General features: G+C 62.5%; 30 protein-coding genes and 1 pseudogene. 14 read left to right on the top strand and 17 right to left on the bottom strand.

Annotated elements, in window-relative coordinates; all coding sequences use genetic code 11:
- Nucleotides 1–33: 33 nt before the first annotated feature.
- From V1278_RS24155 to V1278_RS24135, 5 genes are all read right to left on the bottom strand, one after another.
- Complete coding sequence (locus V1278_RS24155; RefSeq protein ID WP_334368563.1) at nucleotides 34–1,155, bottom strand: TRAP transporter substrate-binding protein; 1,122 nt, start codon at nucleotides 1,153–1,155, stop codon at nucleotides 34–36.
- A gap of 132 nt (nucleotides 1,156–1,287) precedes the next feature.
- The gene (locus tag V1278_RS24150; protein WP_334384249.1) at nucleotides 1,288–1,797 is read right to left on the bottom strand and encodes a dihydrofolate reductase; all 510 of its coding nucleotides are present in this window, start codon (nucleotides 1,795–1,797) and stop codon (nucleotides 1,288–1,290) included.
- Nucleotides 1,798–1,865: 68 nt separating this feature from the next.
- Nucleotides 1,866–2,813, bottom strand: coding sequence for a polysaccharide deacetylase family protein (locus V1278_RS24145; protein WP_334382419.1), 948 nt, complete (start codon nucleotides 2,811–2,813; stop codon nucleotides 1,866–1,868).
- A 151-nt stretch (nucleotides 2,814–2,964) separates the two neighbouring features.
- Complete coding sequence (locus V1278_RS24140) at nucleotides 2,965–3,537, bottom strand: glutathione peroxidase (protein WP_334382418.1); 573 nt, start codon at nucleotides 3,535–3,537, stop codon at nucleotides 2,965–2,967.
- Between the two features lie 72 nt (nucleotides 3,538–3,609).
- The gene (locus V1278_RS24135; protein ID WP_334368566.1) at nucleotides 3,610–5,061 is read right to left on the bottom strand and encodes a L,D-transpeptidase; all 1,452 of its coding nucleotides are present in this window, start codon (nucleotides 5,059–5,061) and stop codon (nucleotides 3,610–3,612) included.
- A 342-nt stretch (nucleotides 5,062–5,403) separates the two neighbouring features.
- Between V1278_RS24135 and V1278_RS24130 the strand changes: the two genes are divergently transcribed.
- Nucleotides 5,404–5,952, top strand: coding sequence for a CreA family protein (locus V1278_RS24130; RefSeq protein ID WP_334368567.1), 549 nt, complete (start codon nucleotides 5,404–5,406; stop codon nucleotides 5,950–5,952).
- A gap of 50 nt (nucleotides 5,953–6,002) precedes the next feature.
- Here V1278_RS24130 and V1278_RS24125 read toward each other — a convergent pair whose 3' ends face one another.
- Nucleotides 6,003–6,314: a hypothetical protein gene (locus V1278_RS24125; protein WP_334382417.1), complete on the bottom strand. Its 312-nt coding sequence runs from the start codon at nucleotides 6,312–6,314 to the stop codon at nucleotides 6,003–6,005.
- Between the two features lie 383 nt (nucleotides 6,315–6,697).
- Here V1278_RS24125 and V1278_RS24120 point away from each other — a divergent pair, with 383 nt between their 5' ends.
- From V1278_RS24120 to V1278_RS24110, 3 genes are all read left to right on the top strand, one after another.
- Nucleotides 6,698–6,847: a hypothetical protein gene (locus tag V1278_RS24120; RefSeq protein WP_334368569.1), complete on the top strand. Its 150-nt coding sequence runs from the start codon at nucleotides 6,698–6,700 to the stop codon at nucleotides 6,845–6,847.
- 44 nt (nucleotides 6,848–6,891) lie between these two features.
- Nucleotides 6,892–7,290 (top strand): hypothetical protein, encoded by a 399-nt coding sequence (locus V1278_RS24115; RefSeq protein ID WP_334368570.1) that lies wholly within the window; start codon nucleotides 6,892–6,894, stop codon nucleotides 7,288–7,290.
- Between the two features lie 184 nt (nucleotides 7,291–7,474).
- Nucleotides 7,475–7,924 (top strand): nuclear transport factor 2 family protein, encoded by a 450-nt coding sequence (locus V1278_RS24110; RefSeq protein ID WP_334382416.1) that lies wholly within the window; start codon nucleotides 7,475–7,477, stop codon nucleotides 7,922–7,924.
- A gap of 16 nt (nucleotides 7,925–7,940) precedes the next feature.
- Here the strand turns inward: V1278_RS24110 and V1278_RS24105 are convergent, their stop codons facing one another.
- Both V1278_RS24105 and pdxR read right to left on the bottom strand, forming a co-directional pair.
- Entirely contained in the window at nucleotides 7,941–8,201 is a 261-nt protein-coding gene (locus V1278_RS24105; RefSeq protein WP_334382415.1) for a DUF6719 family protein, read from the bottom strand.
- An 88-nt stretch (nucleotides 8,202–8,289) separates the two neighbouring features.
- Nucleotides 8,290–9,795, bottom strand: coding sequence for a MocR-like pyridoxine biosynthesis transcription factor PdxR (gene pdxR / locus V1278_RS24100; protein ID WP_334384247.1), 1,506 nt, complete (start codon nucleotides 9,793–9,795; stop codon nucleotides 8,290–8,292).
- Between the two features lie 75 nt (nucleotides 9,796–9,870).
- Between pdxR and V1278_RS24095 the strand changes: the two genes are divergently transcribed.
- Together V1278_RS24095 and V1278_RS24090 are read left to right on the top strand one after the other, a co-directional pair.
- A complete protein-coding gene (locus V1278_RS24095) occupies nucleotides 9,871–10,596 on the top strand; it encodes a pyridoxamine 5'-phosphate oxidase family protein (RefSeq protein ID WP_334382414.1) in 726 nt (241 codons plus the stop codon).
- Between the two features lie 57 nt (nucleotides 10,597–10,653).
- A complete protein-coding gene (locus tag V1278_RS24090; protein WP_334382413.1) occupies nucleotides 10,654–11,931 on the top strand; it encodes an ArgE/DapE family deacylase in 1,278 nt (425 codons plus the stop codon).
- Between the two features lie 153 nt (nucleotides 11,932–12,084).
- On the opposite strand, the gene V1278_RS24085 is transcribed toward V1278_RS24090, so the two are convergent.
- Entirely contained in the window at nucleotides 12,085–12,864 is a 780-nt protein-coding gene (locus tag V1278_RS24085; protein WP_334384246.1) for a cobalamin-binding protein, read from the bottom strand.
- A gap of 124 nt (nucleotides 12,865–12,988) precedes the next feature.
- Here V1278_RS24085 and V1278_RS24080 point away from each other — a divergent pair, with 124 nt between their 5' ends.
- Entirely contained in the window at nucleotides 12,989–13,387 is a 399-nt protein-coding gene (locus V1278_RS24080; protein ID WP_028346401.1) for a PaaI family thioesterase, read from the top strand.
- Between the two features lie 2 nt (nucleotides 13,388–13,389).
- Here V1278_RS24080 and V1278_RS24075 read toward each other — a convergent pair whose 3' ends face one another.
- The 3 genes from V1278_RS24075 to V1278_RS24065 form a co-directional block, all read right to left on the bottom strand.
- Entirely contained in the window at nucleotides 13,390–14,439 is a 1,050-nt protein-coding gene (locus V1278_RS24075) for a phenylacetaldoxime dehydratase family protein (protein ID WP_334382412.1), read from the bottom strand.
- A 31-nt stretch (nucleotides 14,440–14,470) separates the two neighbouring features.
- Nucleotides 14,471–15,484, bottom strand: coding sequence for a carbon-nitrogen hydrolase family protein (locus V1278_RS24070; RefSeq protein WP_334382411.1), 1,014 nt, complete (start codon nucleotides 15,482–15,484; stop codon nucleotides 14,471–14,473).
- Between the two features lie 174 nt (nucleotides 15,485–15,658).
- The gene (locus V1278_RS24065; protein WP_334368582.1) at nucleotides 15,659–16,606 is read right to left on the bottom strand and encodes a helix-turn-helix domain-containing protein; all 948 of its coding nucleotides are present in this window, start codon (nucleotides 16,604–16,606) and stop codon (nucleotides 15,659–15,661) included.
- A gap of 259 nt (nucleotides 16,607–16,865) precedes the next feature.
- Between V1278_RS24065 and V1278_RS24060 the strand changes: the two are divergent.
- Nucleotides 16,866–17,382: pseudogene (locus V1278_RS24060) on the top strand (GNAT family N-acetyltransferase); the annotation flags it as partial.
- Between the two features lie 207 nt (nucleotides 17,383–17,589).
- Here V1278_RS24060 and V1278_RS24055 read toward each other — a convergent pair.
- Nucleotides 17,590–17,892 (bottom strand): hypothetical protein, encoded by a 303-nt coding sequence (locus V1278_RS24055; RefSeq protein WP_057846498.1) that lies wholly within the window; start codon nucleotides 17,890–17,892, stop codon nucleotides 17,590–17,592.
- A 143-nt stretch (nucleotides 17,893–18,035) separates the two neighbouring features.
- Nucleotides 18,036–18,722, bottom strand: a complete 687-nt coding sequence (locus tag V1278_RS24050; RefSeq protein WP_334368585.1) for a DUF2161 domain-containing phosphodiesterase — start codon at nucleotides 18,720–18,722, stop codon at nucleotides 18,036–18,038.
- A 185-nt stretch (nucleotides 18,723–18,907) separates the two neighbouring features.
- Between V1278_RS24050 and V1278_RS24045 the strand changes: the two genes are divergently transcribed.
- Nucleotides 18,908–19,621 (top strand): GrlR family regulatory protein, encoded by a 714-nt coding sequence (locus tag V1278_RS24045; protein ID WP_334382410.1) that lies wholly within the window; start codon nucleotides 18,908–18,910, stop codon nucleotides 19,619–19,621.
- On the opposite strand, the gene fabG is transcribed toward V1278_RS24045, so the two are convergent.
- On the bottom strand, nucleotides 19,618–20,298 hold the full coding sequence (gene fabG, locus V1278_RS24040) for a 3-oxoacyl-ACP reductase FabG (RefSeq protein WP_334382409.1): 681 nt from the start codon (nucleotides 20,296–20,298) through the stop codon (nucleotides 19,618–19,620). The two genes, V1278_RS24045 and fabG, sit on opposite strands and share 4 nt — an antisense overlap.
- Nucleotides 20,299–20,557: 259 nt before the next feature.
- Between fabG and V1278_RS24035 the strand changes: the two genes are divergently transcribed.
- The 3 genes from V1278_RS24035 (at nucleotide 20,558) to V1278_RS24025 (ending at nucleotide 22,026) form a co-directional block, all read left to right on the top strand.
- Complete coding sequence (locus tag V1278_RS24035) at nucleotides 20,558–20,758, top strand: hypothetical protein (protein ID WP_028346392.1); 201 nt, start codon at nucleotides 20,558–20,560, stop codon at nucleotides 20,756–20,758.
- Nucleotides 20,759–20,827: 69 nt separating this feature from the next.
- Nucleotides 20,828–21,643: a hypothetical protein gene (locus tag V1278_RS24030; protein ID WP_334382408.1), complete on the top strand. Its 816-nt coding sequence runs from the start codon at nucleotides 20,828–20,830 to the stop codon at nucleotides 21,641–21,643.
- 164 nt (nucleotides 21,644–21,807) lie between these two features.
- Complete coding sequence (locus V1278_RS24025; protein ID WP_334382407.1) at nucleotides 21,808–22,026, top strand: hypothetical protein; 219 nt, start codon at nucleotides 21,808–21,810, stop codon at nucleotides 22,024–22,026.
- A 110-nt stretch (nucleotides 22,027–22,136) separates the two neighbouring features.
- Here V1278_RS24025 and V1278_RS24020 read toward each other — a convergent pair whose 3' ends face one another.
- Entirely contained in the window at nucleotides 22,137–22,892 is a 756-nt protein-coding gene (locus V1278_RS24020; protein ID WP_334382406.1) for a tyrosine-protein phosphatase, read from the bottom strand.
- 96 nt (nucleotides 22,893–22,988) lie between these two features.
- On the opposite strand from V1278_RS24020, the gene V1278_RS24015 reads away from it, so the two are divergent.
- Nucleotides 22,989–23,306, top strand: coding sequence for an MliC family protein (locus V1278_RS24015; RefSeq protein ID WP_334382405.1), 318 nt, complete (start codon nucleotides 22,989–22,991; stop codon nucleotides 23,304–23,306).
- Between the two features lie 93 nt (nucleotides 23,307–23,399).
- On the opposite strand, the gene V1278_RS24010 is transcribed toward V1278_RS24015, so the two are convergent.
- Nucleotides 23,400–23,600, bottom strand: coding sequence for a DUF2735 domain-containing protein (locus V1278_RS24010; RefSeq protein ID WP_442893742.1), 201 nt, complete (start codon nucleotides 23,598–23,600; stop codon nucleotides 23,400–23,402).
- 566 nt (nucleotides 23,601–24,166) lie between these two features.
- Here V1278_RS24010 and V1278_RS24005 point away from each other — a divergent pair.
- Nucleotides 24,167–25,204: a glutamine synthetase beta-grasp domain-containing protein gene (locus tag V1278_RS24005; RefSeq protein ID WP_057846503.1), complete on the top strand. Its 1,038-nt coding sequence runs from the start codon at nucleotides 24,167–24,169 to the stop codon at nucleotides 25,202–25,204.
- Nucleotides 25,205–25,285: the final 81 nt, after the last annotated feature.

Genomic DNA, 25,285 nt, shown 5'->3' with positions numbered 1-25,285 from the left:
TCGGACGCCAGCAGCTCCGCTACTACGGAGAGATCACTTCTTGGTCAGGTAGATCTTGCTCTTCCAGTAGTACTCGCCGGCGAAATTGTACGGCGGGAACCAGGAGAGCTTGAACGGCACGATCTGTTCGGCATAGGCCTTCTGGCTATCGATGACCTTCCTGTAGAAGGGGTTCTTTGCCGCGTGCTCCGCCTGGATCTTCTCCCACTCGTCGAGGAAGTTCTTCAAGACATCGTCGGGCGTGCGATGCATCTGAACGCCCGCCTTGATCAGGTCCTGGCAAGCATGCGCCGTCTCGCGATTGAAGGCGAAGTTACGTTGCGTCGTGGCATAGACGCTCGCCACCTTGATGATCTCCTGCAGGTCAGGCGTGAGCTTCTTCCAGACGTCACCGTTGATCATCAACTGGCCGCCGGTGACGGGCTCGTGCATGCCCGGCGTGTAGTAGTGCTTGGCCACCTGATGCAGGCCGAGCTTCTTGTCTTCCTCGCAGTTGATCCACTCGGCGCCCTCGATCACGCCGCGCTCCATGGCGGGCACGATTTCGCCGCCGGGAATGGTGACGACCGACACGCCGAGCCTGCCGTAGGTTTCCGCACCGATGCCGTAGATCCGGTACTTCAGGCCCTTGAGATCGCTGAGGCTGTTGATCTCCTTCTTGAACCAGCCCATTCCCTGCGGGTAATCGGTCGGGATCGGGAAGCCGACGACGTTGAGCTTGAGGACGTCGCGATAGAACTCGTCGAGCAGCTTCATGCCGCCGCCGTCATAGTACCAGGCCCAGTAGTCCGAGCCGTCCATACCGAACAGCGGACCATGCGACATCGGTATCGTCGCGGTGTTGCGGCCGAGGATGTAGCCGAACGGCCCCATGCCTACATCGAGAACGTTCTTGGACGTGGCGTCGAATACCTCGAACGGCGGCACGATCGCTCCCGCCGGCAGCGTCTCGATCTTGAGGCGTCCGGCCGTCATCTTTTCGACGGTCTCGGCCCAAAGCTTGAAGATGAGATGGAAGTTCGAGGATGCGGGGTGGGTCGATTGACCCTTCAGCACTAGCGGCTTTTCGGTGGTTTGGGCCTGAACCGGCCCGGTCAAAGCAGTGACGAACCCAAGAGTCACCGCTGCAAGCATGGTTGAAGCGCGCCTCAACATGTCGTGGTCCTCCCGATGATGACGTGTGTTTTTCTTTTTCTTTTCAGGTTGGAACCGCGCCCGCGCGCTGTCAAGCGATCTCTGGCCACGGGTTGGCTTGCGGCGAGATTGATTGGACGAAAGGATGACGCCCTATGCGCCGCGCCGCCACGGCGTGACGGTCACCTCGTGCGCTGCATCGAGCATCTGCGGCTCGCCGGCGCGCAGTCCGTGCGCGGCGAGGATTTCCTGCGGCGAACGGGCGGGGACTCCGGGGAAGCAGGGTTCGCCACCGGGTAGCCGGACATGCGGCGCTTGCGAGAGCCAGAACACGTCGTAGCGGTCCATGAACATGCCGAACACGCCGGGGCCGCCGATCACGGCAACGGTGCCGGTATCCACGCCTGCATGATGGCAGGCGGCTTCGAACGAAGCGCCCGCGGGATTCCACAGCGTAGCTTTCGGATTGGACGGGTCGGGCGCGATGGCATCGACTTTGCGCGTCAGGATGATCCGCTTGCGCCGCGGCGAGTTCGGCTGGTCCTCATAGGAATTGCGGCCGTGCAGGATCAGGTCGGCGCGGTCGAGGGCGGCGGTAAAAAACGCCTTGTCGCCCTCGAACTTCAATTCGTCCGGCATGACGTTGCGCGCGTCCGCCAGCATGCCGTCCGCGGAAACGATGACATAGCCTTCGATGCGCAGCGCCGGCACGGGCCCGCGTCGCGCCGCTACTATTCCGAGATCGTCTGGACGACGCTGGAAACCGGGCGCGAGCTCACGGTCGGCAGCTTCAGATCCTTGACGATGTCCTCGTCATACTGGGCGATGGTCTGCACCGGCGTCTTGGCGCGCATCGCCACCACCTTGTAACCGCCAGCCTTCAGCTTCTTCAGTAGCTCGGGCAGGGCTTCGGCGGTGTGCTTCTGGAAGTCGTGCATCAGGATGATGCCTTTGCCGTTCTTCTCGACCTTGCGCATCACGGTGTCGATGATCGTCTGCGCCTTGCTCGCCTTGAAGTCGAAGGAATCGAGGTCGCAGGAGAAGATCCCGATGTTGCGTTCGCCAAGATAGGTGACCATCTCCGGCGGGTGCTGCAGCGCGGGGAAGCGGAAGAACGGCGCCGGCGCCTTGCCGCCGAGTGCCCATTTCACGGCGCTGAAGCCTTTTTCGATTTCGTCCTTGCGCTGCTGCTCGTTCAGCTTCTTGTTGACGAGGGCGGCATGCGACCAGGTGTGCGATCCGATCGAATGGCCGGCCGCCATCACCTGCCTGAGGATTTCGGGATAATAGGTGGCGTGCTTGCCGATCGGGAAGAAGATGCCGGTGGTGCATTCCTCCGCGAGCGTCTTCAGGACCGCAGGCGTATTCACCGGCCACGGGCCGTCGTCGAAGGTCAGCACCACTTCCTTGTCGCGAAGGAAGTCGAGCTCCTTGAAATGCTCGAAGCCGAAGCCGGGACCGCCGGTCGTGTCGATCTCGACCGTGCGGCCGATGCCGAGCGCGTTCGGATTGTTGCAAGGCGGACGGGTCGAGACGGGCGCGGGTGGCGGAGCGGGAACTGGTGCCGCTGCTGCCTGAGGCGCGGCCACGCCTTTGGCGGGTGGAACCTGCGACCACGCCGCGCTTGATGCCAACAGCGAAACCGCGCCTGCAAAGATCACCCCCGCCCCAATACGCATCCTGTTTTCCCCAAATTAGAATCCCGCACCCGGTCGGTGGCGCTGCCGTCGTCCGGTCTGCCTCCATCCCCCGACGCACAGTAGCCTAGTTGGAGCACGCGCGCCAATGCAACCGTTGCGACGCAGCGGATTTGTCCCCGAGCCGGTTAATTCAGGAAGCGGCCAATGCCCGAGCGATCGCAGTTTTGACCCGTGTATCTACGGGTTCGATGGATTCCGGAAAGACATCGGCGATATAGCCGTCGCGGCCGATCAGGTATTTGTGGATGTTCCATCGTGGAACATCCTTCGGTCGCGCCTCTGCCGCCCACCTGTAGAACGGATGCGCATTCGGTCCCTTGACGACGGCCTCCGCGGCGATCGGAAACGTGACACGGTGGTTCTGCGCCGTCGCAGTGATTTCGGTCGCGCCACCCGGCTCCTGGCCGCCGAAATCATTGGAGGGAACGCCGACGATCATCAGGCCGCGGCCACCGAACTCGGTCCACAATTCCTGCAGGCCGCCATATTGCGGGGTGAAGCCGCATAGCGAAGCGGTGTTGACGATCAGGATCGGCCGGCCGGCAAATTCGGAAAGCCTGATGTCGCCGCCGGCCAATCCCGGAAACGAAAACGCGTAAGCCGTGACTCGACTCATGGCGGCCTGCGCCAGAGATTTCCTGCTCGAGGCCATGCTTGCGATCGCGACTAGCGCCGCGGTCATCACGCTCCTGCGGTCCATCATGAAAAGCCTCGGGCTGCGGTTTAGCGACCGAAGCATAGCGCGATGCGCGGGCCTCCGCCCCTCAACAAGCCGTTATGGCTGGACCATGCGCAGCGGGACGATGAAGTCGGTGCCTTCGCCGGTTTCGCCGCCCGTGTTGATGCCGTGATCGGACACCACGATCGAGCTGCCGGTGGTCAGCATCTCGGCGATCCGCGCAATCGCCTCGGGAGCGACGGCGATGCGGTCCAGCGCCTCGGCCGGACTGTTCGCCGCCAGCAGCAGCTTTGCCTCGGCGGGCGCTGCGCCGGGCATCCTGCCGCGCCGCGCAGCAGGGTCGGTGTTATCGATCCGCGCAGCGTTGCGGGCCGCGACCGGCAGCGAGACCACCGACCAGCGCAACAGGTTGGGATCGTTCTTGTCAGCCGCGACGGTGAACACATGGGTGCCAAGCGGCCGGTCGCTCGGCGCAATCGTCACCGGCAAATCGAACTGCGGCTTGAAGCTCTCGCGGACGTACAGCTTGGAATCTTTGCGGCTGACAAACACCGCGATCTGGCCCGGACGCCTGGGCGGTTCGGCCCTGGGACCCTTGTCCGCGCCGGGCAGACGCGCGGTATCCTTCTTGACCTCAGGCGCAACAACCGACGCAGCCGGTGTATCAGCGATCGCCTTCGTGGGCTCACCGGCTGCCGAGATAGCTGGTTCGGATTTCGGCGCGTCCGCCTTTGCCTCCGCGCTCGATGTATCACTGACAGGCGTTGCGTCGGACATGGTCACGACGGCGCTCGTCGGCAGAGCGCTGCCGGCATCCGCCGTGTGGGTCTGTTCGCGCAGCGGCGCCGCGTGGCCGACGGTCGATCGGAGTTCGAGGCTTGGCTCCGCATGGCCTGCGTCCGCGCCCTTGTCGCCCTTCACCGCGGGCGCATCTGTCGTGGGATCGTCGGCGATGAGCGGCTGCGGGACGACTTTCTGCGCCACCAGCAACGGGTGCGAGAAACTGGCAGGCGTGATCTGGCCGGGCGTGATGATGACGCGCGCGCCCATCCGGGTCCAGTTCCACATCTTTATGGCAAAGGCCGTTGGCATGCGAATGCAGCCATGCGACGCCGGATAGCCCGGCAGCACGCCGGCATGCAGCGCAATCCCCGACCAGGTGATGCGCTGCATGTAAGGCATCGGCGCGCCGCTGTAGATGTTGGAGCGGTGCATCTTGTGCTTCTGGATGACGCTGAATACGCCCATTGGGGTCGAATGACCCTTCATGCCCGTCGACACCGGGCTTTCGGCAAACAACCCGTTGGCGTCGTAGACGCGGACCTTCTGCTGCTCGATCGAGACCGCGATAATCAACGGCCCCTGCGGTTTGGCGTTGGTCTCCTTGATGACCGCCTCGGTCTTTGCTGACGGTCGCCGTACCTTCGGTTTGCGCGGCTGCATCGGCGGCAAGGGCCGGTAATAGCCCGGATCGGAATCCTGCCAGTAGAACAGGGCCGCGGCGTCGGCTTGGGGAGCGGCGACGACGATGCCTGCCGCGGTCAACATCGCAATCTGCCAAAATCGCTGCTTCGAAATCGTCGCGCCCGCAGTACTCGCACTGAAATACCGATGCCCGCTCACGCGCATAATCCTCAAATCCGGGTACTCGAATCCACTGTCTTGCCTATTCGTTTGTTGTCGCAAAGGCGAAAAGCGTTCACCAGCGTAAGCCTTCTAATTCCAGCCCTTTTCGCCCCGATCGTAGCAAAAAAGCCTCACATTCCGTTAAACCGCCTGCTTGATCAGACGCCATCCATAAGGCGGTACTGCGGCCTTCAAATCCGCTGCGGCCTTCCTGTTCCACTTTCTGGCACTACATAGGCGGCGAGCCCTTCAGCGGAGATTTCAATGACATCCAAGGCCATCGTTAAGTGCGACAGGAAGTGGAGAAGCGTGGCCTTGGTGGTGTTGGCGCTGACATTGTGGCACGCGGGCCCGGCGTCGGCCGCCGATGAGCCCGACCTGATCTTTCGCCGCTCGACCGTATTCAAGTGGCTGAGCCCCAACGATAAGCTTGCGACCTACGCGGTCGACGACCCCGAGGTCGAGGGGGTGGCCTGTCACTTCACGGTGCCGGAAAAGGGCGGCTTCAAGGGCTGGCTTGGCCTTGCCGAGGAAGTCTCGGATATCTCGCTGGCGTGCCGCCAGATCGGCCCCATCAAGTTCAAGCACAGCCTGGAGCAGGGCGACGATATGTTCCGCCAGCGCCGCTCGCTGTTCTTTAAGAAGATGCAGATCGTTCGCGGCTGCGACGCCAAACGCAATGTACTGGTCTACATGGTCTATTCGGACAAGCTGATCGAAGGTTCACCCAAAAACTCCACCTCCTCAGTGCCGATCATGCCCTGGGGTGCCACTGAGGCAGCGGTTCAGAAATGCGGTGAATTCATCCAGTAAGTCCGATACCGCCCGGATCCGAGATCGGATCCAGGATGAGGGTATCAAGCTTACCGCTTGAGCGGATTGGAATATTGGCGGGCCTCCAGGCCGGGCCCGACCTTGCGGTCGCGGCAGCCGACCAGATGCACGAATTTCTGCGGCGCAGAGACATTGCCGCGAAATTCGCCGCCTTGTTGTGACATCGCGCCACAAAGGCTCACAGGATGCTCTGAGGCTTTTCCGTGGCGCTCTGTCTTCGAGGAAGGATTGATCCGCTGTTCGGAGCCGTTACTTCCAGACCAATTTTCACTTCCAGACAAATTTTCACCCACCGGCTGGCCGGGTTTGCGGGTCGGGGGTGCACTGTTGCCATTGCCCACGACTACTGTCCTTTGTTGAGGAAGGCTCACAACGCACAGGCACGCGGAAGGTTGCGTGGCATTCGCTGAGTCGGACGAATCGAAGCTTCGGTTCATCCGATCTGCCAGCGAGCGAGGCGGTTCTCGTCCATTGGACGGAGGCCAAAGTGGCCGCAATGGCCAGCTTGCGGAGTTCCGCCTGAGCATCTCAAATACGAGCGTCCCGGCTGAATTCATTGGATTTTTCCCGCTATTGTTTCGTCCGACAGGGCCGACGAAACAATTCTCCTGCGCGACGAAACCATTTTTCGTTTTTGGCGCAGATGTCTGGAAACAGCCGAGACCTATTAGGTGGCCAACGAGACGGCAGGCACCGCCAGCCACTGATAACCGGAGACAGTCAGATGCGGACCATCAGCTTCATCCTCGCCTTGGTCTTCATCCTGGCTGGTCCCTCGATGGCTGGTTCTTCGGATCAAGGCCTGCCGGGGATTGGCACCTTCGCCTATAACGGTTCGCCGGTTGCGGCTCCGATGGTCGTGGCGGCCAACTGAGCGTAGCGGATCCTTTGCAACGAGATCGCCGATAAAGGCTCGGTATGTTCGTACGCATCTGTTCTGCTGTAATCTTTGCGTCTCTTCTTCTCAGCGGCGCGGCGCAGGCTCAAGTCCAGTTTCAGCCGCCGCAGACCTCGTTCCGTTCCCTGTTCAAGCTGCCTGATCCGCGCGGCGAATTCGTGCGGCTCTGCGCGCCCCACATGGTCGGACGCTGGGCGCATCCCGAAAGGGTTTGCGGCTGCCTGCACGACTACGCCGCCGCGACCGTGGAAGATGCCGACCTGCGCGAAGCGCTGCTGCGCGGCATCAGCGAGACCGGGGTGCCGACGATCGAGACCGCGTGGGTGCCGGCGTCGAAGCGATCCGAGATCGGCCCGACCTTCACCAAGATCGCCAAGCCGACGCTGCAATGCATGTTCGAGCCGGCGACGAACCAGTAAGCGCGGCTCGCAAATACTTTCCGCCCTTAAGTCTACCGCGTAATAGCTGCTCAGAGCTATTCGCTCGGCGACTTCCTGGCACACCAGCGCGCGAACGCGATGCGCTGTGGCGCGGGGTCGTCGGTCGATACGGAAGCTGGTAGGTTGGGCTCCGTATCGAGACCGATTGCACAAGGGAGTTGTCATGAAATCTCTTTTTGTCGGCCTGATCGGCCTATTGTCGCTGGCCATATCTCCGGCGGTCGCCGCCGACGCTACGACACAGGAAGCCAACAAGAAGTCCGTGCTCGAATTTTACGATGCGGCTCTCAATCGGAAGGATTTTGATGCCGCGGCGAAGTTTTTCGGGCCGCATTACATTCAGCACAATCCGACGGCGCCGGATGGCATCGAGGGCTTCAAGGCCTTCCTCGGTTTCCTCCGCGAGAAATTTCCGGACTCCCGCAGCGAGATCAAGCGCGCTTTTGCCGATGGCGACTACGTGATCGTCCACGTCCATAGCGTGCGCGAGAAAGGCACGCGCGGCCGCGCCATCGTCGACATTTTCAGGCTGGAGAACGGCAAGATCGTCGAGCACTGGGATGTCGTGCAGGAAATTCCCAAGAAGGCCGCCAACACCAACGGCATGTTCTAGGCCGGTGCGATCGCCGCTAGCGCTTCTTCGTCCCCAGCCGCGGAATGCACTTGCGGGTGCGGAGCACGCCTGATGTCGTCATTTGCGAGCCCTGGACTTCCTTGATTTGTCCCGTCGGACACGATCCATCATCGACGAGGACGCGCTGGCCGAGCCTGAGGTCGACAATGTCCTGCTCGCGTGAGACCGTTTGGGCGAGGGCCGTCGTTGCATGGCTGACCACGCCTGCGATCAATGCACCGATGACGAGATACGAGACGTTGCGATGGCCGGGCATTGGGTATTTCCGTTCGTGAAGTTGATTTTGACTATCGAGCTTAGTGACGCGGCCGCGATTCTGATAGGGTGCCGGCCGGCGCGAGTGGTCACGTCACGGCCTTCAGCCGTTTGACCTTGCCAGTTCCAGCGTTGTTCGGCTTGCCGTTTGCCTGCAAGGCGGCCAGCGATGATTTCGCGAGTCGCTCGGCCGACGCGATCAGTTGTGGCAGCTTGTGGCCGGCAAAGCCGAGGACGAAGCCGGCAAGCGGGCGTGCGCGGAAATAAGTTTCCGCCAGCAGCCAACCTGCGACGCCGGCCTCGGCCTTTGCCTGTGCGGCAACCAGCGGATCGGTCGAGGGATCGAACCGCGCGACCAGATGCAGGCCCTGCGAGGGCACCGGCACCGATAGCGCTCCATTCGACGTGGTCGACAGGGTCGAAGCCAGCACGTCCCGCGCTTCGCGATAGATCCCGCGCACCCGGCGCAGGTTGGCTGCGAACGCGCCGGAATTCAGCATGTCTGCGACGGCGCCTTCGAGCAGCGTGCCGGGAAAGCGGTCGAGCGCGGCACGGGCTGTCGTCACCGGCCCGACGAGCCGCTCGGGCAGCGCGCAGTAGCCGATGCGCAATCCAGGGAACAATGTCTTTGCAAACGTGCCCATGTAGATGACGCGCGAGAGATGATCGATGCCGGCGAGCGACAGCAGCGGCGCGCCGTCATATCGAAATTCGCTGTCATAGTCGTCTTCAATCACGAAGGCGCCGGCATCCCTTGCCCAGTCGAGCAGTTCGAGCCGCCGCGCCATCGACATCTGCACGCCGAGCGGAAACTGGTGCGACGGTGTGACGTAGGCCGCGCCGGCGGCGGGCCCGAGCGCGCGGCCCCTGGCTATGATCATGCCGGAGGCGTCGACCGGCACCGAGATGGGGCGCAGGCCGCAATGCTCGATCGCCCTTCGTGCGGCGGGATAGCCGGGGTCTTCGCACCAGATCTGATCGCCGGATTTCAGGATCGCGCCCAGCACGATCCGTAAGCTATGCTGCGTTCCCGACGTCAGCATGATCTGGTCGGGATCGCAGCGCAGCCCACGCGCCGACAACAAGTGATCGGCGATCGCGGCGCGGAGTTCGCGGCTGCCCCTGGGGTCGCCGTATTGAAGGTGCTCGGTGCCGAACGCGCGCATGCGCCGGCCGGCAAACGACCTGAAGCGCTGCAGCGCCCGTTCGTCGATGTGCGTGCAGCCGAGCGCCAGCGGGCCTTGTTGCGGCGGCTCGATCGCGATCTTCGTCCTGCGAGCGTCATGGACGCGGGCGGGAATACGCGCGGCGACGAAAGTGCCGGATCCGACGGTGGCTACCGCAAAACCGTCCGCGATCAGGCGCTCATAGGCTGACGTGACGGCGTTGCGGCGGAAGCCGGTCTGCTTCGCAAGCGTGCGCGACGGCGGCAGCGGCTCGCCGGGCTTTGCAATTCCGCCCGTGATGGCGTGGCACAGCGCCTGATAGAGCCGGTGCGGGGCCGAGGCGCCCGGCGTCACGTGAGGGCCGGAGAGATCGAGCGCGAGCTCGGCCTTGCGTCGCGCCGGCGGAGAATTGGTCGGAATTTTTCGCATCGAATTGGCACTATCGCAGACCAAATTGGCCGGTACAACTCTCAACGACCGCTCACCGATCCAACAGGAGCTGCCGTGACCGAAGCCGTGACCGCCGACGTATATCCGTTATCGCCGCGCAACCAGGTGAAGCGCCGTCATGATCGCGGCTTCTACGACCACGCCACCGTGCACGGCCTGCTCGACGCCTCGATGCTGTGCCACGTCTCCTACGTGATCGACGGCCAGCCCTATTGCACGCCGACATTCTTCTGGCGGGAAGGGAGCAAGCTGTACTGGCATGGCAGCAGCGCCAGCCGCATGCTGCGAAACCAGTCCGAGGGCGAGAGGGTCTGCCTCACGGTTGCGCATCTCGATAGCCTGGTGCTGGCCCGCTGCGGCTTCAACCATTCGGCGGATTACCGCGCCGTGATGGCCTTCGGCATCGCCTATCTCGTCACCGATCCGGTGGAGAAGGAGCGCGCGCTCGTCGCCATGGTCGACCGGTTCTTTCCCGATCGAACCGCGACGTTAAGGCAAAGCACGGCACAGGAGATCAAGGCGACATCGGTGATCGCGATGGAAATCGAGCAGGCGTCCGCCAAGATCAGGTCGAAGGGTGTCGCCGACGACGAGGAAGACTATGAACTGCCTGTTTATGCCGAGCGTATTCCGGTGCGCACGGTGCTGGGCCGGCCGGAACCCTGTCCGCGGCTTCTCGACGGCGTCGAGCGGCCGGCCTCGCTGAACGGCTATTCAGAAGGCCGCCTGCTCGAAGATGCATTGCGGGATGCGCATTTTGCGCATTACGCCGGCGGCTGAGATCGGGGTAGGGTGCGCACTCCCGACTTCCTGGAATTCCTTTACTGGAGCTGCCGCATGACGACCGATACGCAACAAAGAATCCTCGACGCCGTCGACGCCGGCTTTGATGCGCAACTGGCGACGACGAAGGATTTCGTTGCGATCCCCTCGACCCGTGGCGCCGAAGGACCGTGCCAGGACATGATCGGCGATCTCCTGCGCCAGCGTGGCTACGAGGTCGACGATTGGCATATCGACGTCGAGGATTTGAAGGATCTGCGCGGCTTCGGCCCGATCGAGCATGATTTTTCCAAGGCGCGCACGGTGGTGGGTACGTACCGTCCCGCGAACATTTCAGGCAAATCGCTGATCCTGCAGGGCCATTGCGACGTGGTGCCGGCAGGTCCCCTCGACATGTGGGAAACGCCGCCGTTCTCGCCCGCCATCAAGGACGGCAGGATGTACGGCCGCGGCGCCTGCGACATGAAATCCGGCACCATCGGCGCACTCTATGCGCTGGTTGCGATCAAGGCCGCTGGGCTAAGGCCAGCGGCGCGCATCCATTTTCAATCCGTGATCGAGGAAGAATCGACCGGCGTCGGCGCGCTCTCGACCTTGCAGCGCGGTTATCGCGCGGACGCCTGCTTCATCCCGGAGCCGACGGGCGAGACCATGGTGCGCTCGCAGGTCGGCGTGATCTGGTTTCGCCTGAAGGTGTGCGGCTTCCCGGTTCATGTGTTCGAGGCCGGCGCCGGCGCCAACGCGATCATGGCGGCGTATCATTTGATCCACGCGCTGCAGAAGCTCGAGGCCGACTGGAACGAGCGCGCCAGGGCGGACCGCCATTTCAAGGCGGTCGCCCATCCGCTCAACTTCAACCCCGGCATCATCAAGGGCGGCGACTGGGCCTCCAGTGTGCCGGCCTGGTGCGACGTCGATTGCCGCATCGCAGTCCTGCCGGGCTGGTCGATCGCCGAATGCCAGAAGGAGATTTTGGCCTGCGTGTCGGCGGCGGCGCGCGATCACCGATTCCTCTCCAACAATCCGCCGCAGGTCGAATGGTCGGGCTTTTTGTCGGAGGGTTATGAGCTGACGAACTCGGCTGAGCCGGAAGCCGCCTTCGCAAAAGCGTTCGACGCCGTCTATGGCGGCGTGGTGCCGGATCGCGCGTTCACCGCGCTGACCGATACCCGGTTCTACGGGTTGAATTACAACATCCCGAGCCTCTGCTTCGGTGCGAAGGGCGCCGCGATGCACGGCTTCAACGAATATGTCGAGCTGGACTCGTTGCGAAAGTCGACCAAAGCAACCGCGCTGTTCATCGCGGAATGGTGCGGTGTGGAGAAGGCTTAAACTGAGCCACGAAGTTCGATGTCGTCCCTGCGAACGCAGGGGACCCATAACCACCGGCGCTGATTGCAGCGGGAGGCAACTTCCACATCGCCACATTGACAGGCCGCGGCGTATGGGTCCCTGCGTTCGCAGGAACGACGGCTAGATTGCCGGTCACCCCCACAACGCCTTCACAATCGCATCCAACCCATCCGTCAGCGCCGCCGGTCCCGGCTGAAGGATGATGGTCGACTTGATTTCGACAATGCGGTTGTTGCGCACGGCAGGAATCTCGCCCCAGCCTGGACGCTGCCGGATGCGGTCGGGCACGACTTTCTTGCCGCACCAGGACGCGAGGATCACGTCGGGCGCGGCGTCACGCAGCGTATCCGACGAAATGATCCGGTCCTTGGCGGCCTGCTGAAACCGCAGCTTCGGCAGCGCGTCCTCGCCGCCGGCGATCTCGATCAGTTCGGAAACCCAGCCGATGCCGGAGATCAGCGGATCGTCCCACTCCTCGAAATAGACTTTGGGCTTCGGTGCGGGCCGGGGCGTCGCGGCGATCCGCGCGAGGCGCTCTTCAAAGCCGCGCGCGAGTTGATCCGCGCGCTCCGCCGCACCGACCATAGCCCCCAGCGTCCGGATCATCGCGAGGATGCCCGCGATGTCGCGCTGGTTGAAGACATGGACGGCGACGCCCGTGCGCACGAGGTCGGCAACGATGTTTGCCTGCAGATCGGAAAAGGCGAGCACGAGGTCGGGCTCAAGCGCCAGAATCTTTGGAATGTCCGCCGATATGAAGGCCGAGACCCGCGGCTTGTCGCGACGGACGCCCGGCGGCCGCACCGCATAGCCGGAGACACCGACGATGCGGTCCTGCTCGCCGAGCAGGTACAGCGTCTCCACGGTCTCCTCGGTCAGACAGATGATCCGGCGGGGCGGGAACTGGCGCATGCCGACGGTATGCCGAATTTCGCGCGCCATGTCACGGCCGCCATTACCTCGGAGGTCATTGCCTGAATTACCGGCAGCCTCCATTCTGTTCAGGAAATCACTTCAAAGAAAAGCCGGAGGACGAATGACGCCGCTCGAAAAGATCCAGTCGATGAAGATGCCGTTTGCGGAACTGAAGGGGGTAACCTTCACGGAAGCCGGAATGGATCGGGTGGTCGCCAGGATGCTGGTGCGGCCGGACCTCTGCACGCTGCGGAATACGATTCACGGCGGCGCGATCATGGCCCTTGCAGATTCGGTCGGCGCTGCCGCGACCTTCATCAATCTGCCCGAGGATGCCAAGGGCACCACCACGATCGAGAGCAAGACCAATTTTATCGGTGGCGCCAAGGAAGGGTCTACGGTGATAGCGACCGCCACACCGGTGCATCGGGGGCGCCGCACCCAAGTCTGGCAAACGCGGCTGGAGACCGAGGACGGCAAGCTGGTCGCGGTCGTTACGCAAACCCAGATGGTGCTGTAGCCTCAGGCCATCTCCACCGTCTGCACGGCGTTCAGCATTCCGGTTTGCGGGTGACAATCCACATATTCGAAAAGCTGTTCGTCGGCGCGGGCGACGGTGACCTCGTGGTACAGCCGTAGTTTTGCGGCCGGTCCCAGGGTCGACAGGTACTTCATGGCAGCGCCGAAAATCCTGACATGGGTTGGGCGCGATTCAGCCCAGCGCTCCAGCGCCGACAGGCTCTTCCACCAGCTCATGCCGTAGGACTTTTCGGCCGTCGCGCCGTCGGGGCCTAAGACCGTCATGTAACGGTTGGCGTAGCAGCCGATTGAACGTCCCTGGTCGCGGAGGAAATCCATGCCTTTGCGCAGCACCGGCTCGACATCGCCGAGGTACATCTTGCGCTCGGTGGCTTCGGTATCGCCCCAATCCTGGCCCGACCGGATCAAGCAGATGTTGTCATGCGGGATGATCCGGATGCGCGCGCCCTCGCGAATGGCTCGCGCGGAACCTGAGGCCGCCATCTCGCTGGTTTGGGACAACGGGATGCGGTCGCGCATGCCGCCCCAATAGGAATGCTCCAAAACCTCGCCGCTCATGCCGTCGGCGAGAACGGCGACGCCTTCGGGCTTTTCGAGCGAAGAGAACAGCGTCTCATAGCCCTCGACGGATGGGTAAAGCGCCTCGATGAAGGTACCGAATCCGTCGTTGGTCCGTTGCTCGCCGGTCCAACGCTCGCGCACGACCGGAAACCAGCGATCGAATTTTTGCCGGTTGTCCCAATAGGCGACCGTGACGACGTTGGTGAAGCCGGCCTCGTCGACATAGCGCGCGCGGTCCCAGTGCGTTGGGCCGTCCGCGGCGGCGAACTCCGATGCAAGCCGAATCAGCGCCTGCTCTGCGGTGGTCGAGGGCGCGCCGCGAGTCTGGAGGCCGAAATAGGCCATCACCACGCGCGTCACGCTCGGCTTGTGCCGCGCCACAAAGGACGGGTAGGGCGGCGCATAATCGTCACCGACGCGGCGGTGGCGGGTTCGCGCGGTTTGCAGATGCGCAGGGATTGCGGATTCCATGGGCCTGCTCCTTCTCGGAAAATGAAGCGCGTCAGGCCTGCAGCCTGATTTCGCTCATGACCTCGGCATCGACAGGAAGCGAGAAATGCTCGACGCGGTTGGCGCGCGTGGTGTTGAGCAGCAGCCGCGTGACGTCGGGCCGCGAATAATGCCCGGCCGGATCGGCGGCGTTCTTCGCTACCCCAATCATGCCGAGATCGATATCGGCGTACAGAATGCCTTCCTGGTCAGGCGGAAGTTTCTCGGCCAGCGAACTGCCGTCCGGCCCGTAGATCACGGCGTGGCCGCCGCCGGCATGCAGGAAGGCATGCTTTTCGGGAGAGTCGCAGAGCTCATCGATCATGGCCTGCGAGACGACCGCGCAGGGGCCGAGGAAGAAGCACGAGCCTTCGACCGCATAGACCTTGCTGGCGGCATTGTTGACCTCATGGCCGAGCGCATGCGCGAACGGATCGTACAGCGAAAAACTCGGCCAGGCGCCGACATGGACCTGTTCGTTCTGGGCGTACATCGCGTATTTCGACAGCGGCTGCAGATGCTCCCAGCAGCACAAGGCACCGAGCCGTCCGACGTCGGCGCGGTCGTGGACGGCGAGATCGCTGCCGTCGCCTTCACCGAACACGGTACGTTCGGCATGGGTCGGCCGCAGCTTTCGACGCTTGGCGATGGTCTCGCCGTCAGGCCCGATCAGCCATTGCGCGATATAGAGGCTTCCGCCGTCGCGTTCGGACAGCCCGAGCACGGCCGTTAGCTTGGCGCGCTTGACGGCTCGGCAGATCTTTTCCGCCTGTGGGCTGTCGAAGGCGAGCGAGTTGTCAAAGTAGCGCTGCACAAAACCGCGGCCGATCGCCCAGGCAGGCGCACCGAGCCAGATCTGCCACGGGTACCCGGGAATGAAGGTCTCGGGAAACGCGATCAGTTTCGCGCCTTTCGCGGAAGCTTCCTCGATCAGGTTGATGGTCTTGTCCACGGTTGCGTCGAGATCGAGAAAAACCGGCGCCGCCTGAACCACCGCCACCTTGTATTTCTGATGAACCAGACCCATCGCATCATCCTCCCGCATTGATGACTGACACTCGCTGACCCCGAGCCTACAGCCATGGCAGCGCGTGCCGCTTGTCCGCGGCGGAACGAAAACTTGTCTTAACCGGCAGGCGGACAGCGCGCGCGGCGGCGTCAGATGCGTGCGCACGACGGGAAAGGAGAGGGGCGGGAGGCGTTATTTGTGCTCGCGCCATTCGCGCGGCGAGATGCCGAAGCGCTGCTTGAAGATGCGGCTGAAATGGGCGAGGTCGTTGAAGCCCCAGGCGAAGGCGATCTCGCCGATGTGCCGGGCCTGGTAGGCGGGGTCGGCAAGATCTCGCTTGCAGCGCTCCAGCCGTTGCGCCTGCACGTAGCTCCGAAACGAGGACTGTTCGGCGGCCATCAGATCGCTGGCGTAACGCGGCGAGATTCCGACTGCGGCTGCAGCGCGCGGCAGCGACAGTTCGGGATCGGAAAGATGCGTCAGGATATGGTTCTTGAGGCGATAGAGCAGCGCCGACCGGTGAGCCGATTGGTCCGGCAAGCGGGCATGCAGCCGGTCGGCAAGCGTCATCGCCAGCAGGTCGAGCGCCTGGTCGAGCAGGCGCGTTGCGGCGGCGGGATCAACCAGTTCGATCGTCTGGCTCACATTGCGCGCGAAATCATATGTCAGCCGTTCGAGCGGACGATCGCCTGCAAACGTCGTCGCGGTCAGACTATCGAACGAGCCGACGCGCTGTTGCAGCAGTTTGCGCGGCATCTGGAAGATCGTCTGCGAAAAGCTGTCGTCGAACCGCAGCTCGTAGGGGCGGGTGGTGTCGTAGATGACGAATTGTCCGGCGGAGACGACGGCCTCGCGGCCATCCTGGAACACGCCGTTCACGCCGTTGTTGCCCAGCGCCATCAGCACGAAATCTTCGCTGGCGCGGGCTATTCGTGACGGCGTGCGGAATACCCGCTGTGCCGTGGAATCGACCTGCGTGAGCGCGACCGGTCCGATTCTGGATTGCGACACCGAGCCCCAAAACGCGCCGCGCAGGTCCGATTTGCAGTCGAGCCCGACGAAGGTGTCGCACACAATGTCCTGCCAGACCGCAAGCCGGCGCTCCGGAAGGCAAGATCTGGTGTCGAGCACGACAGCCACAATGGGCCTCCACGAACCATCCGGGTGCGTTGCCTGGGCTTGGCGCATCCAAAATAAGCAAGCTCCATGCCCACTTTGGGCCGGGTGACGAAGCTTAACAATTGGTTAATGGCGGATCAGCTAAATCGCTGGAAATGTTGCTGTTATTTAAGGCAGTACACGGAGCAATCCGGTCTTGAATTCGATGCTGCGCCGCACAATATGGGTGGTCTAGGGATTCGACGCCTCCTCGAGGGTTTTCTCAGAGGAGTTTTGGACTATGTACCTCACCGTTATTGCGGCTGCGCTTGCCGATAGCAGCGTGCGCACGCTGAGCCAGCAGGAAGAACTGCCGCTATTGCGCGATCACCTGCTGCGGCTCGACCGCACCAGCCGCCGCGATCGTTTCCATGGCTTCATGGACGACAGCTTCATTGAGCGCTACGCCGAGAAATGCGCCAATGACGGCACGACGATCATCGCCTTCTTTGAAAACGGCGTGGTTCGCGGAGCGGCGGAGCTGCATCCGCCGGATCAGTCACCGGATTCGCTTCCCGAGATCGCCTTCAGCGTCGAAACCTCCGTGCGGCGGCGCGGCGTCGGCAGCATCCTGTTCCGCAAGCTGATCAAGGAAGCACGCGCCAAGGGCTATAAGAGCCTGCGGATCACCACCGGCGCGCAGAACGAGGCGATGCGGGCGCTCGCCAGCAAGTTCGGCGCACAGCTTATATTCCGCCACGGCGAATCCACCGGCACGATCGATCTGACGAAGTATGATCAGGCCGAACTTGCGACGTCCTGGATCGAGAGCGTGCTGAAGACGACGCGTGCGGTGGTGGCTTTCAACCGCGCTTATCGGCGAATGCTGCTTCGTATGGCCGGGACCGCCCCGTCCGAGTGGGGGGGGCTCTTAAGCCGATCCGTACGTTCGATCTCGAGAATTGCCCAAAGCCTTGGGCAATTCCTTGGGCAATTCTCTGTGCAATTCAGGCAATCGCGGCTGTTCAGGTGCCGGTACGCTTGTCGTTGCCAAAACGCCTGACGACGCGGCGCTCGACCACGACCGATCGCTGCGCGCCTTGCTCGCCCGTAATGACGCGGGTGGCCGATCGCGCCAGCGCGCGGCCGGTCTTCTTCACTTCAGCGAGCACTTCCTCATAGGGCAGCCCCATCAGCGCGGCGGCGATTTCCGCCTGCTGCTGCTGATCGTCGGTGATCCCGACCGCGGCGAAGATTGCCTCCTCCAGCGTCGGCGGATCCCGCCGGACGCGTCGTGTGCCGTATTTCGTGTTCCAGTCTTCGCTCATAAGGCGCCTCGCATTTGATTGCGGAGATACCTAGGTGCCCTAATGTTGCATTGCAATATGAATTTCGCTCGACAATACAGCCATGCATCCAAAATCTTTCAAGTCCGGTAGCGCTGTACGGTTCGGTGTCACCGTGCTTGCCATCATGGCGAGGGATTACCGGCGGCAGCCAGATCCAGCGGCTGCTGTGGCCAGCGCTTCAGCGCGGCATGGCCGGCATCAGTCAGCACGTAGATGCCGCGCTCGGCGCGATCGAACCAGCCATAAACATTATGCAAGAGGATTTTTCCAGCATCGGGAATCTCCGTCCGCAAATCCCTGACGCGCCGCGGCCCGCCTGACAGCGCGGAGGCACAGGCCAGCGCCTGCTGTCGGTACGCCGTCATGATCGGCGCGCGCGTCGATCCACCCATGACGGGATCGCCCTTGCGCTTCTGGTGCTCCGCGATCAGCCGCGAGCGCTTTTTGGGATCGCGGCGGGGCGCTGATGTCGGCGGCTTGACGAGCACTTCCACATCGCCGGTATTGGTGACAGCGAGCATGCCGAAGCCAAGCCGGCGACAAAGGTTGCGATACCGCGCGTCGCTTTCGCGGCCCTTGCCGCGGGCGGATAATTTAGCCGCAAGCCAGACCTCGTCGGCGGCGCTGGCGCGATCGACTGCCTGCAGGATCAGTTCCAGGTTGAAGGAGAGCTTCAGTTCGCCGATCACCACGATCGGCGGATCGTCGCCACTCAGCGCCACAAGATCGCAGCCGCCGACCTCGCCTTTGACGGTGAAGCCGAGCTTTTCGAGGAAGCGTTTGACGGGAAGATAAAGTGCGGTTTCCAAGGCAGGCTCCGGCGGCGCTGGCTGCCGCGACTCAACACGCCGAGCCTAGCCGGCAAAGCGTTTGATCGGATAGCCCCGGGGCGGCTATTGTCGGGGCGGGGACAAGGCCAGCGGCAATTTGAGGGAACCTGCGAATCGATCGTTCGCGGACCGACAGGCATTTGCCGCTCCCACAGCGAGTAGGCGTGTTGCAAGGGCTATACAAATTCCGCTTCACCACGGCGCGCGGCACGGGCAGCGGCGTGATGTTTGCGACATCGGGCGGCAGACTGTACGGCGGCGATTCCGGCTCTTCCTTTGTCGGCCACTTCACCGAAACCGATGGCATCGTCTCTTGCGAGGTTACGATGTCGCGCCATTATCACGATCCCAAATATGTTCCGATGTTCGAAGTTGAACATGCCGTGATGAATTTCAGGGGCGCCCCCCGCGGTGAGGAGTTTCATTTTGACGGCGGCAGCGCGGCCTTGCCCGGCGTCTATTTCACGACCATTCTGAGCCCTATCGATGATACCGACGCGCCGCCGCCCGGTGCGGTCGGCCCTAACGGGATCGGAAACGGGCTCTATTCGATCCACATCCGTATGCTCGACGGAATCGATGCCGGCAACACCGGCGTCATGATGCTGCAGGACGGCCGCATCAGGGGCGGGGACGCGTTCTTCGACTATGTCGGGGCGTACACGGCGGCGAACGGCAGATGGAAGGGCGAACTCATCAACCGCGAGCATACCCCGGCCATGGGCGAACGGCCGGTGTTCGGCGGCCATGAAGTCGGCATCGGCTTTTCCGGCACGTATGACCGCGACAGTGCGGAAGGCGAAGCCACCGCGCTCGTCGGCAAGCGCAGCATCCGCTTCAAGGCGGTGCTGCGAAAACTGGTGGAGGTGGAGGGTTAAACCCTCCCGTTCACCGGCAGCAGCGCGCCGGTGACGGCGCTAGCCGCGTCGCTGGCGAGGAACAGGATCACGTCGGCCAGTTCCTTCGGCGTCACCCATTGGGTGAAATCGGCTTTCGGCATGCTGGCGCGGTTGGCTGCGGTGTCGATGATCGACGGCAGCACGGCGTTGACCGTGATCTTGCCCTTGAGTTCGACGGCGAGCGCCTCGGTGAGGCGGTGCACGCCAGCTTTTGAGGCGGCGTAGGCGCCCATGCCACTGCCTGCCTGCAGCGCGCCCATCGCGCCGAGATTGACGATGCGGCCCGCGCCCGATGCGGCGAGATGCGGGATCGCCGCGCGCGAGGCGTTGAGCGCGGTCATGACGTTGAGCGCATACATCCGTTGCCAGGTCTTGGGATCACCCTCTGCCACCGTCTCGAAGGCAAAGCCGCCGGCGATGTTGATCAGCGCATCTAGCTTGCCGAAATGCGCGGCGGCGGCGTTGATGGCCTTTTTGGCTACCGCGGCATCGGTGAGGTCGATGCCGCCGAGTTCGAACAGGTCCGCCGTGGCCGGGGCTTGCGTCGGGGCATGATCGACGCTTGCAATCCTGGCGCCCCGCGCCAGCGCCTCGTCCACGACCACCCGGCCGAGCGCACCGAGTGCGCCCGTCACGACAATGACTTTTCCGTCCATGAAGGGCCTCCGCATGCGGATGAGGGAGCGCACCCTATCAGGAGATTTTCAATCCCGATGCGGCGAATTTCTGCATGACTGTCAGTCTCGCCGGCCCAAATTGTCGCGGCCCAATTCTGGCCGGAGGTGGCGAGCTACGTAGAACTACGGGAGGTCAAGGGATGAGGCTAAATCGATAAAATTTGCCGGAGTTCTGTAAGCCGTTTGCAGAATCCATTCGGTACAACAGGACTCCAACAAGAAGGCAGGGGGATTTGTCATGGGTTTGCCGGATCATGGTTTACCGCTTGTTCAGCTTAAGGAGCAGCGGCGCGACCTGGTTGTAGCGCTGCAGAATCGCAGCGGTCCGGTCTCGAGCTGGGAATTGATGCAGATCGCAGCGATCCAGCAGGCGATCTCGGCGTTCGAGGACGTCATCGCCGATCTCGACGCCGAACTGGAAATGGAAGCGGCGGCCTGAGCCGATAGCGCGCAGCTTTTGGCCGCTACGGTCTACTTTACGACTTGCGCGTGGCGGATAAGATAGCGCATGCGCTCCGCTCTCGCATTTCCACTCGCTCTCATCGCATTGCAGTCGGTGGTCGCCGCGCATGCGCAAGGCTGCGTCGCCGATCGCCACGGCGGCCTCGTATGCGGCGAAGGGAAAGCTGCGATGCGTGTCTTCGCCGACACCACCTCGCCCTCGAAGGACTACGCGTTCGCCTGGCGAACCGCGCAGGGCTTGCCGTCCGGCCAGAATACTCCCGACGACGTCGAAAACGTCCTGATCCGTGTCACCGATGGCGCGGTGCTGACCACACTCGGCGGCACCCATTGGGAGACGGGTGAAATGCGGGCGAACCGCTACGAACTGCTTGCGGCCTGGTCGCCGGACAGTCGGGCCGTCATTGGGGTGGCGAACAGCCGCTGGGAGAGCGATTCCTTTGCCTATTACCGGATTGATGGTGAAACGGCGACCAAACTCGATCTGCGTGCGCTGGTCGAGCCTCACGCGGTCGTAACTGGTTCCGATGATTCAGAGGAAGCTCGAGATGGCGTGTTTATGACTGAACTCGACGGACCAATTATGCAAGAAGACTATCGCGATAACATACAGGAAGTTCAATTTCGAGGCGGCTACAACATGGGCCCCAGAAGCAAATGGGGCATTATGAGAGGAGCGCCGATTCCCATGCAGGGCGGAATGGCGGGTGGCAGAGCCAATTTGAAGTGGGGACCATGTCCTGCCGGTGTATTTTCGCAAACGCGCACAGACTGGCAGCCAACCCTGAAGCACGGCTGGTATCGCAATCCCGCCTATGCGGCCAGGAACGGCGGCACCGAGTGCGCTAGACTTAAAAAATAGTATCTGAAAATCTTGCGCCAACGGTGCGCTAGACTTTAACTCGATAAACTAATTTATTTTACCGCGAGAGCTCTTAAATTTTTGCAATAGAGCTCGCGGCCGGTACCATCGCGACCGCGCGAGGGTGCGCGCAAATCCATTCCCGGATTAATATCGCGCCGATCATGACGGCCAGGCTGCCGCCGCGAAATCGCCAGGGTAATTTCTTTCGCGTGCATGAGGACCTGCCGGTGACACTCGATGCGCGCGGCCGCGTGCGCTTTACCGCGATGCTCTATGTGCCCAAGGGCGAAACCAGCAACGACTACAAGGTGCAGGTCAACGTCAGGGCGAGAGGCGGCAAGCTGTCCGCGCAGGTCGTGTCGATGCAGCGGGTGAGGTGAAGGCGGATTAGAGCCCGGTTCTGATTGAATCAGAACCGCGCCCTAATTTTTTGTTTGACGCGTTTTCTTCACGCGAACCGGAATCCACTTCGCTTGAAAACGCTATGGAATCAGCGCTGCAGATAGCGCGCCTCGAGATGGGCGCGTTCGGCTTTGCCGAGACCAAGACCATCGCGGAGATAGCTTTCGAGATCACCGTAGTCGGCGTCGATGGCCTCGAAGGCGGCGGCGAGAAACGAGGCCTGCACCGAGCCCAGCACCTGCTTGACGTTTTCGGGCAGGTCGCTGCTGTGATTTGGGTCCCGTCGGTAGAAGCGGTTGGTCAGGAGATAGTCTTCCGAGATAATGTCCTCGGAAACGCCGAGCGTATGCAGGATCAGCGCGCACGCAAAGCCGGTGCGGTCCTTGCCGGCGGTGCAGTGGATCACCAGCGGCGCGCGATCTTCCAGCAAATGTGCAAACAGGGTCCGGAAGTGTTGCGTATTCTTCTGCACATAGCTGCGGTAGGAGTCGCGCATCACCTCGACGGCGTGGTCCGTGGACAGCGGCGTGCCGGCGGCTGCGATGGCGCGCAGCGCCGCGACCACCGTCGGCTCGACCGGCAGCGAATGAACTGATATCTCGGGCATGCCGCATAGGGCGGCGGTGCGCTCCTCGGTGCCGCGAAAATCGAACGCGCTGCGGACGCCCAGCTCCCGCAGCACGGAGACATCGCCTTCGGTGAGATGGCCAAGATGGTTGGAGCGAAAAATCTGCCGCCAGCGTACGGTCCGGCCGTCGCTTGTGGGATAGCCGCCGAGATCGCGAAAATTGCTGGCGCCGGCAAGATTGAGATGGCGGGCAGGGGAGGCAGGGGATTCTGACATTGGCGGTTTGAACGATCTCGTGCTGCGGACAAACGGTCGAAAGGGCATGTCGCCCGCTCTTGTCTCGTCTATACTCGACTGTGCGAGGGACGAAATATGAATTGTCGCAGAAATACGATTTTTGGCGCGGCGCTAGGCTTCGCCGCGGTTGCGACCATGCCGTCAGCGGCGTCGGCGCAGTCCAGCTTCCGGAATTATCGTTGCGCCGACGGCTCGCAGTTCACGGTTGGATTTTTTCAATACGACAAGCGTGCCCATCTGCAACTCGACGGCAAGGCGGTGACGCTGCCCAAGCGTTGGGTCTTGTCAGGGTCGCGTTACCAGGGGAAGGGCGTAACCCTACGGATCACCAAAGCCGGCATCACCACACTCAAGCACGCCAGGCGGCCGACCACGACGTGCGAGCAGACATGAAAAAGGGCCGAAACGATTTCGTTCCGACCCTTTTCTAGTTCTCCGTCCGCGCCTCGTTTGCCCGGCGCGTCCCTGCCAAACACCTCCCAAGCATCAGTGATCCCGCTCGGTCTTGGCGTCCTCGATCGCCGCGGCGTGGTACCAGCTATCGCAGCAGTCCGCGAGGTTGACCGGCTGGGCCGCAAACTCGGTCACGGCTTCGGTCTCGCCATAGCGACGTCCCCCGAGAGCCGCCCGGCCCCCGGCTGGGAACTGGTAGATCGTGGCTGACCCGTGATTCAAACTCGGATTCATCATTGTCTCCTTTTTTCGAAGCGCGAGCCTCCATGGTGCGCCCGACTCGTTCTCTACTGGTTACGTAAGGCGATATTGTCGGTGCCCCGGGCGGGTGCAAGTGACCAAGAGAACGGCAGGCTTTGTCTATTTCGTAGGCAGTTTTGGCGGTGCATTCTGCAAGGCAGCGTTTGCATGACCAACGCGTGGGGCGACGGGATGGTTGCTCGGCGGAGTCGGCGTCCCACGTGGGGGCCTCAAAAGGATGCTGCACCTTTAAGCGCTTAGCGGCAGCGGAGCGAAAATGCCGGAAAAATGTGCTGGATTCGGACCGCTGGCCCGCCCCCAGACCGCCCGATTTGCGGGCCGGCCGCGCTCCTATGTCGCAGCTTCTATTTTGGGCCGCCGCCGGCGCGAGCCGTGGAAGGCCAATGCCGCACTGCAGCGATTGGCACGTTAAATGCTTAGAAGGGCGTGGCCTGACGTGGCCGGGTACACGCATGCGGGGACCTCCGGGGGCTGGGCGTCAAAGTCCAGAATTCAAGGTTTCGGTTTTCCGCATTTCATAGCAACTCAAGAGAGGCTCAATGACCAAGTACAAGCTCGAGTATATTTGGCTCGACGGCTATACGCCGACGCCGAGTCTGCGCGGCAAAACGCAGATCAAGGAATTCGACAAGTTCCCGACGCTCGAACAGCTTCCGCTGTGGGGCTTCGACGGCTCGTCCACCATGCAGGCCGAAGGCCACAGCTCCGATTGCGTGCTGAAGCCCGTCGCCGTCTATCCGGATGCTGCGCGGGAAAACGGCGCGCTGGTGATGTGCGAAGTCATGATGCCCGATGGCAAGACCCCCCACCCCTCGAACAAGCGCGCAACCATTCTCGACGATGAAGGTGCCTGGTTTGGCTTCGAGCAGGAATATTTCTTCTACAAGGACGGCCGTCCGCTCGGCTTCCCCTCGGACGGTTATCCGGGTCCGCAGGGCCCGTACTACACCGGCGTTGGCTACAAGAACGTTGGCGATGTCGCCCGCAAGATCGTGGAAGAGCATCTCAACCTCTGCCTCGCCGCCGGCATCAACCACGAAGGCATCAACGCTGAAGTGGCGAAGGGCCAGTGGGAATTCCAGATCTTCGGCAAGGGCTCCAAGACCGCTGCCGACCAGATGTGGATGGCTCGCTACCTGATGCTGCGCCTGACCGAGAGCTACGGCATCGACATCGAATTCCACTGCAAGCCGCTCGGCGATACCGACTGGAACGGCTCGGGCATGCACGCCAACTTCTCGACCAAGTACATGCGCGAAGTCGGTGGCAAGGAATACTTCGAGAAGCTGATGGCTGCCTTTGAGAAGAATCTCATGGACCACATTGCCGTCTACGGGCCGGACAACGACAAGCGCCTGACCGGCAAGCACGAGACCGCGCCCTGGAACAAGTTCAGCTATGGCGTGGCTGACCGCGGAGCCTCGATCCGCGTTCCGCACTCCTTCGTCAACAATGGCTACAAGGGCTATCTGGAAGACCGCCGTCCGAACTCGCAGGGCGACCCCTACCAGATCGCGTCTCAGATCCTGAAGACGATCGCGGAAGTCCCGACCGGCGCCAAGGCGGCCGCGGCCTAACTGACCGACGATACAATTCGGGCTTTCCGGGTTGCAAAGCTGATCCGCCAAGGCGTCGCCTTGGCGGATCATTGCGTTTTG

Source organism: Bradyrhizobium sp. AZCC 1577, assembly GCF_036924575.1.
In the GTDB taxonomy this organism is placed as follows: domain Bacteria; phylum Pseudomonadota; class Alphaproteobacteria; order Rhizobiales; family Xanthobacteraceae; genus Bradyrhizobium.
The sequence above is the reverse complement of the archived record's forward strand: the minus strand, read 5'-3'. Positions and strand labels throughout refer to the sequence as shown.

Coding starts and splice junctions, on each gene's coding strand:
- V1278_RS24155 (WP_334368563.1), bottom strand. CDS start 1,155: ATGTTGAGGCGCGCTTCAACCATGCTTGCAGCGGTGACTCTTGGGTTC.
- V1278_RS24150 (WP_334384249.1), bottom strand. CDS start 1,797: ATGCTGGCGGACGCGCGCAACGTCATGCCGGACGAATTGAAGTTCGAG.
- V1278_RS24145 (WP_334382419.1), bottom strand. CDS start 2,813: ATGCGTATTGGGGCGGGGGTGATCTTTGCAGGCGCGGTTTCGCTGTTG.
- V1278_RS24140 (WP_334382418.1), bottom strand. CDS start 3,537: ATGATGGACCGCAGGAGCGTGATGACCGCGGCGCTAGTCGCGATCGCA.
- V1278_RS24135 (WP_334368566.1), bottom strand. CDS start 5,061: ATGTTGACCGCGGCAGGCATCGTCGTCGCCGCTCCCCAAGCCGACGCC.
- V1278_RS24130 (WP_334368567.1), top strand. CDS start 5,404: ATGACATCCAAGGCCATCGTTAAGTGCGACAGGAAGTGGAGAAGCGTG.
- V1278_RS24120 (WP_334368569.1), top strand. CDS start 6,698: ATGCGGACCATCAGCTTCATCCTCGCCTTGGTCTTCATCCTGGCTGGT.
- V1278_RS24115 (WP_334368570.1), top strand. CDS start 6,892: ATGTTCGTACGCATCTGTTCTGCTGTAATCTTTGCGTCTCTTCTTCTC.
- V1278_RS24110 (WP_334382416.1), top strand. CDS start 7,475: ATGAAATCTCTTTTTGTCGGCCTGATCGGCCTATTGTCGCTGGCCATA.
- V1278_RS24105 (WP_334382415.1), bottom strand. CDS start 8,201: ATGCCCGGCCATCGCAACGTCTCGTATCTCGTCATCGGTGCATTGATC.
- pdxR (WP_334384247.1), bottom strand. CDS start 9,795: ATGCGAAAAATTCCGACCAATTCTCCGCCGGCGCGACGCAAGGCCGAG.
- V1278_RS24090 (WP_334382413.1), top strand. CDS start 10,654: ATGACGACCGATACGCAACAAAGAATCCTCGACGCCGTCGACGCCGGC.
- V1278_RS24085 (WP_334384246.1), bottom strand. CDS start 12,864: ATGCGCCAGTTCCCGCCCCGCCGGATCATCTGTCTGACCGAGGAGACC.
- V1278_RS24080 (WP_028346401.1), top strand. CDS start 12,989: ATGACGCCGCTCGAAAAGATCCAGTCGATGAAGATGCCGTTTGCGGAA.
- V1278_RS24075 (WP_334382412.1), bottom strand. CDS start 14,439: ATGGAATCCGCAATCCCTGCGCATCTGCAAACCGCGCGAACCCGCCAC.
- V1278_RS24070 (WP_334382411.1), bottom strand. CDS start 15,484: ATGGGTCTGGTTCATCAGAAATACAAGGTGGCGGTGGTTCAGGCGGCG.
- V1278_RS24055 (WP_057846498.1), bottom strand. CDS start 17,892: ATGAGCGAAGACTGGAACACGAAATACGGCACACGACGCGTCCGGCGG.
- fabG (WP_334382409.1), bottom strand. CDS start 20,298: ATGGACGGAAAAGTCATTGTCGTGACGGGCGCACTCGGTGCGCTCGGC.
- V1278_RS24035 (WP_028346392.1), top strand. CDS start 20,558: ATGGGTTTGCCGGATCATGGTTTACCGCTTGTTCAGCTTAAGGAGCAG.
- V1278_RS24030 (WP_334382408.1), top strand. CDS start 20,828: ATGCGCTCCGCTCTCGCATTTCCACTCGCTCTCATCGCATTGCAGTCG.
- V1278_RS24025 (WP_334382407.1), top strand. CDS start 21,808: ATGACGGCCAGGCTGCCGCCGCGAAATCGCCAGGGTAATTTCTTTCGC.
- V1278_RS24020 (WP_334382406.1), bottom strand. CDS start 22,892: ATGTCAGAATCCCCTGCCTCCCCTGCCCGCCATCTCAATCTTGCCGGC.
- V1278_RS24015 (WP_334382405.1), top strand. CDS start 22,989: ATGAATTGTCGCAGAAATACGATTTTTGGCGCGGCGCTAGGCTTCGCC.
- V1278_RS24010 (WP_442893742.1), bottom strand. CDS start 23,600: ATGAATCCGAGTTTGAATCACGGGTCAGCCACGATCTACCAGTTCCCA.
- V1278_RS24005 (WP_057846503.1), top strand. CDS start 24,167: ATGACCAAGTACAAGCTCGAGTATATTTGGCTCGACGGCTATACGCCG.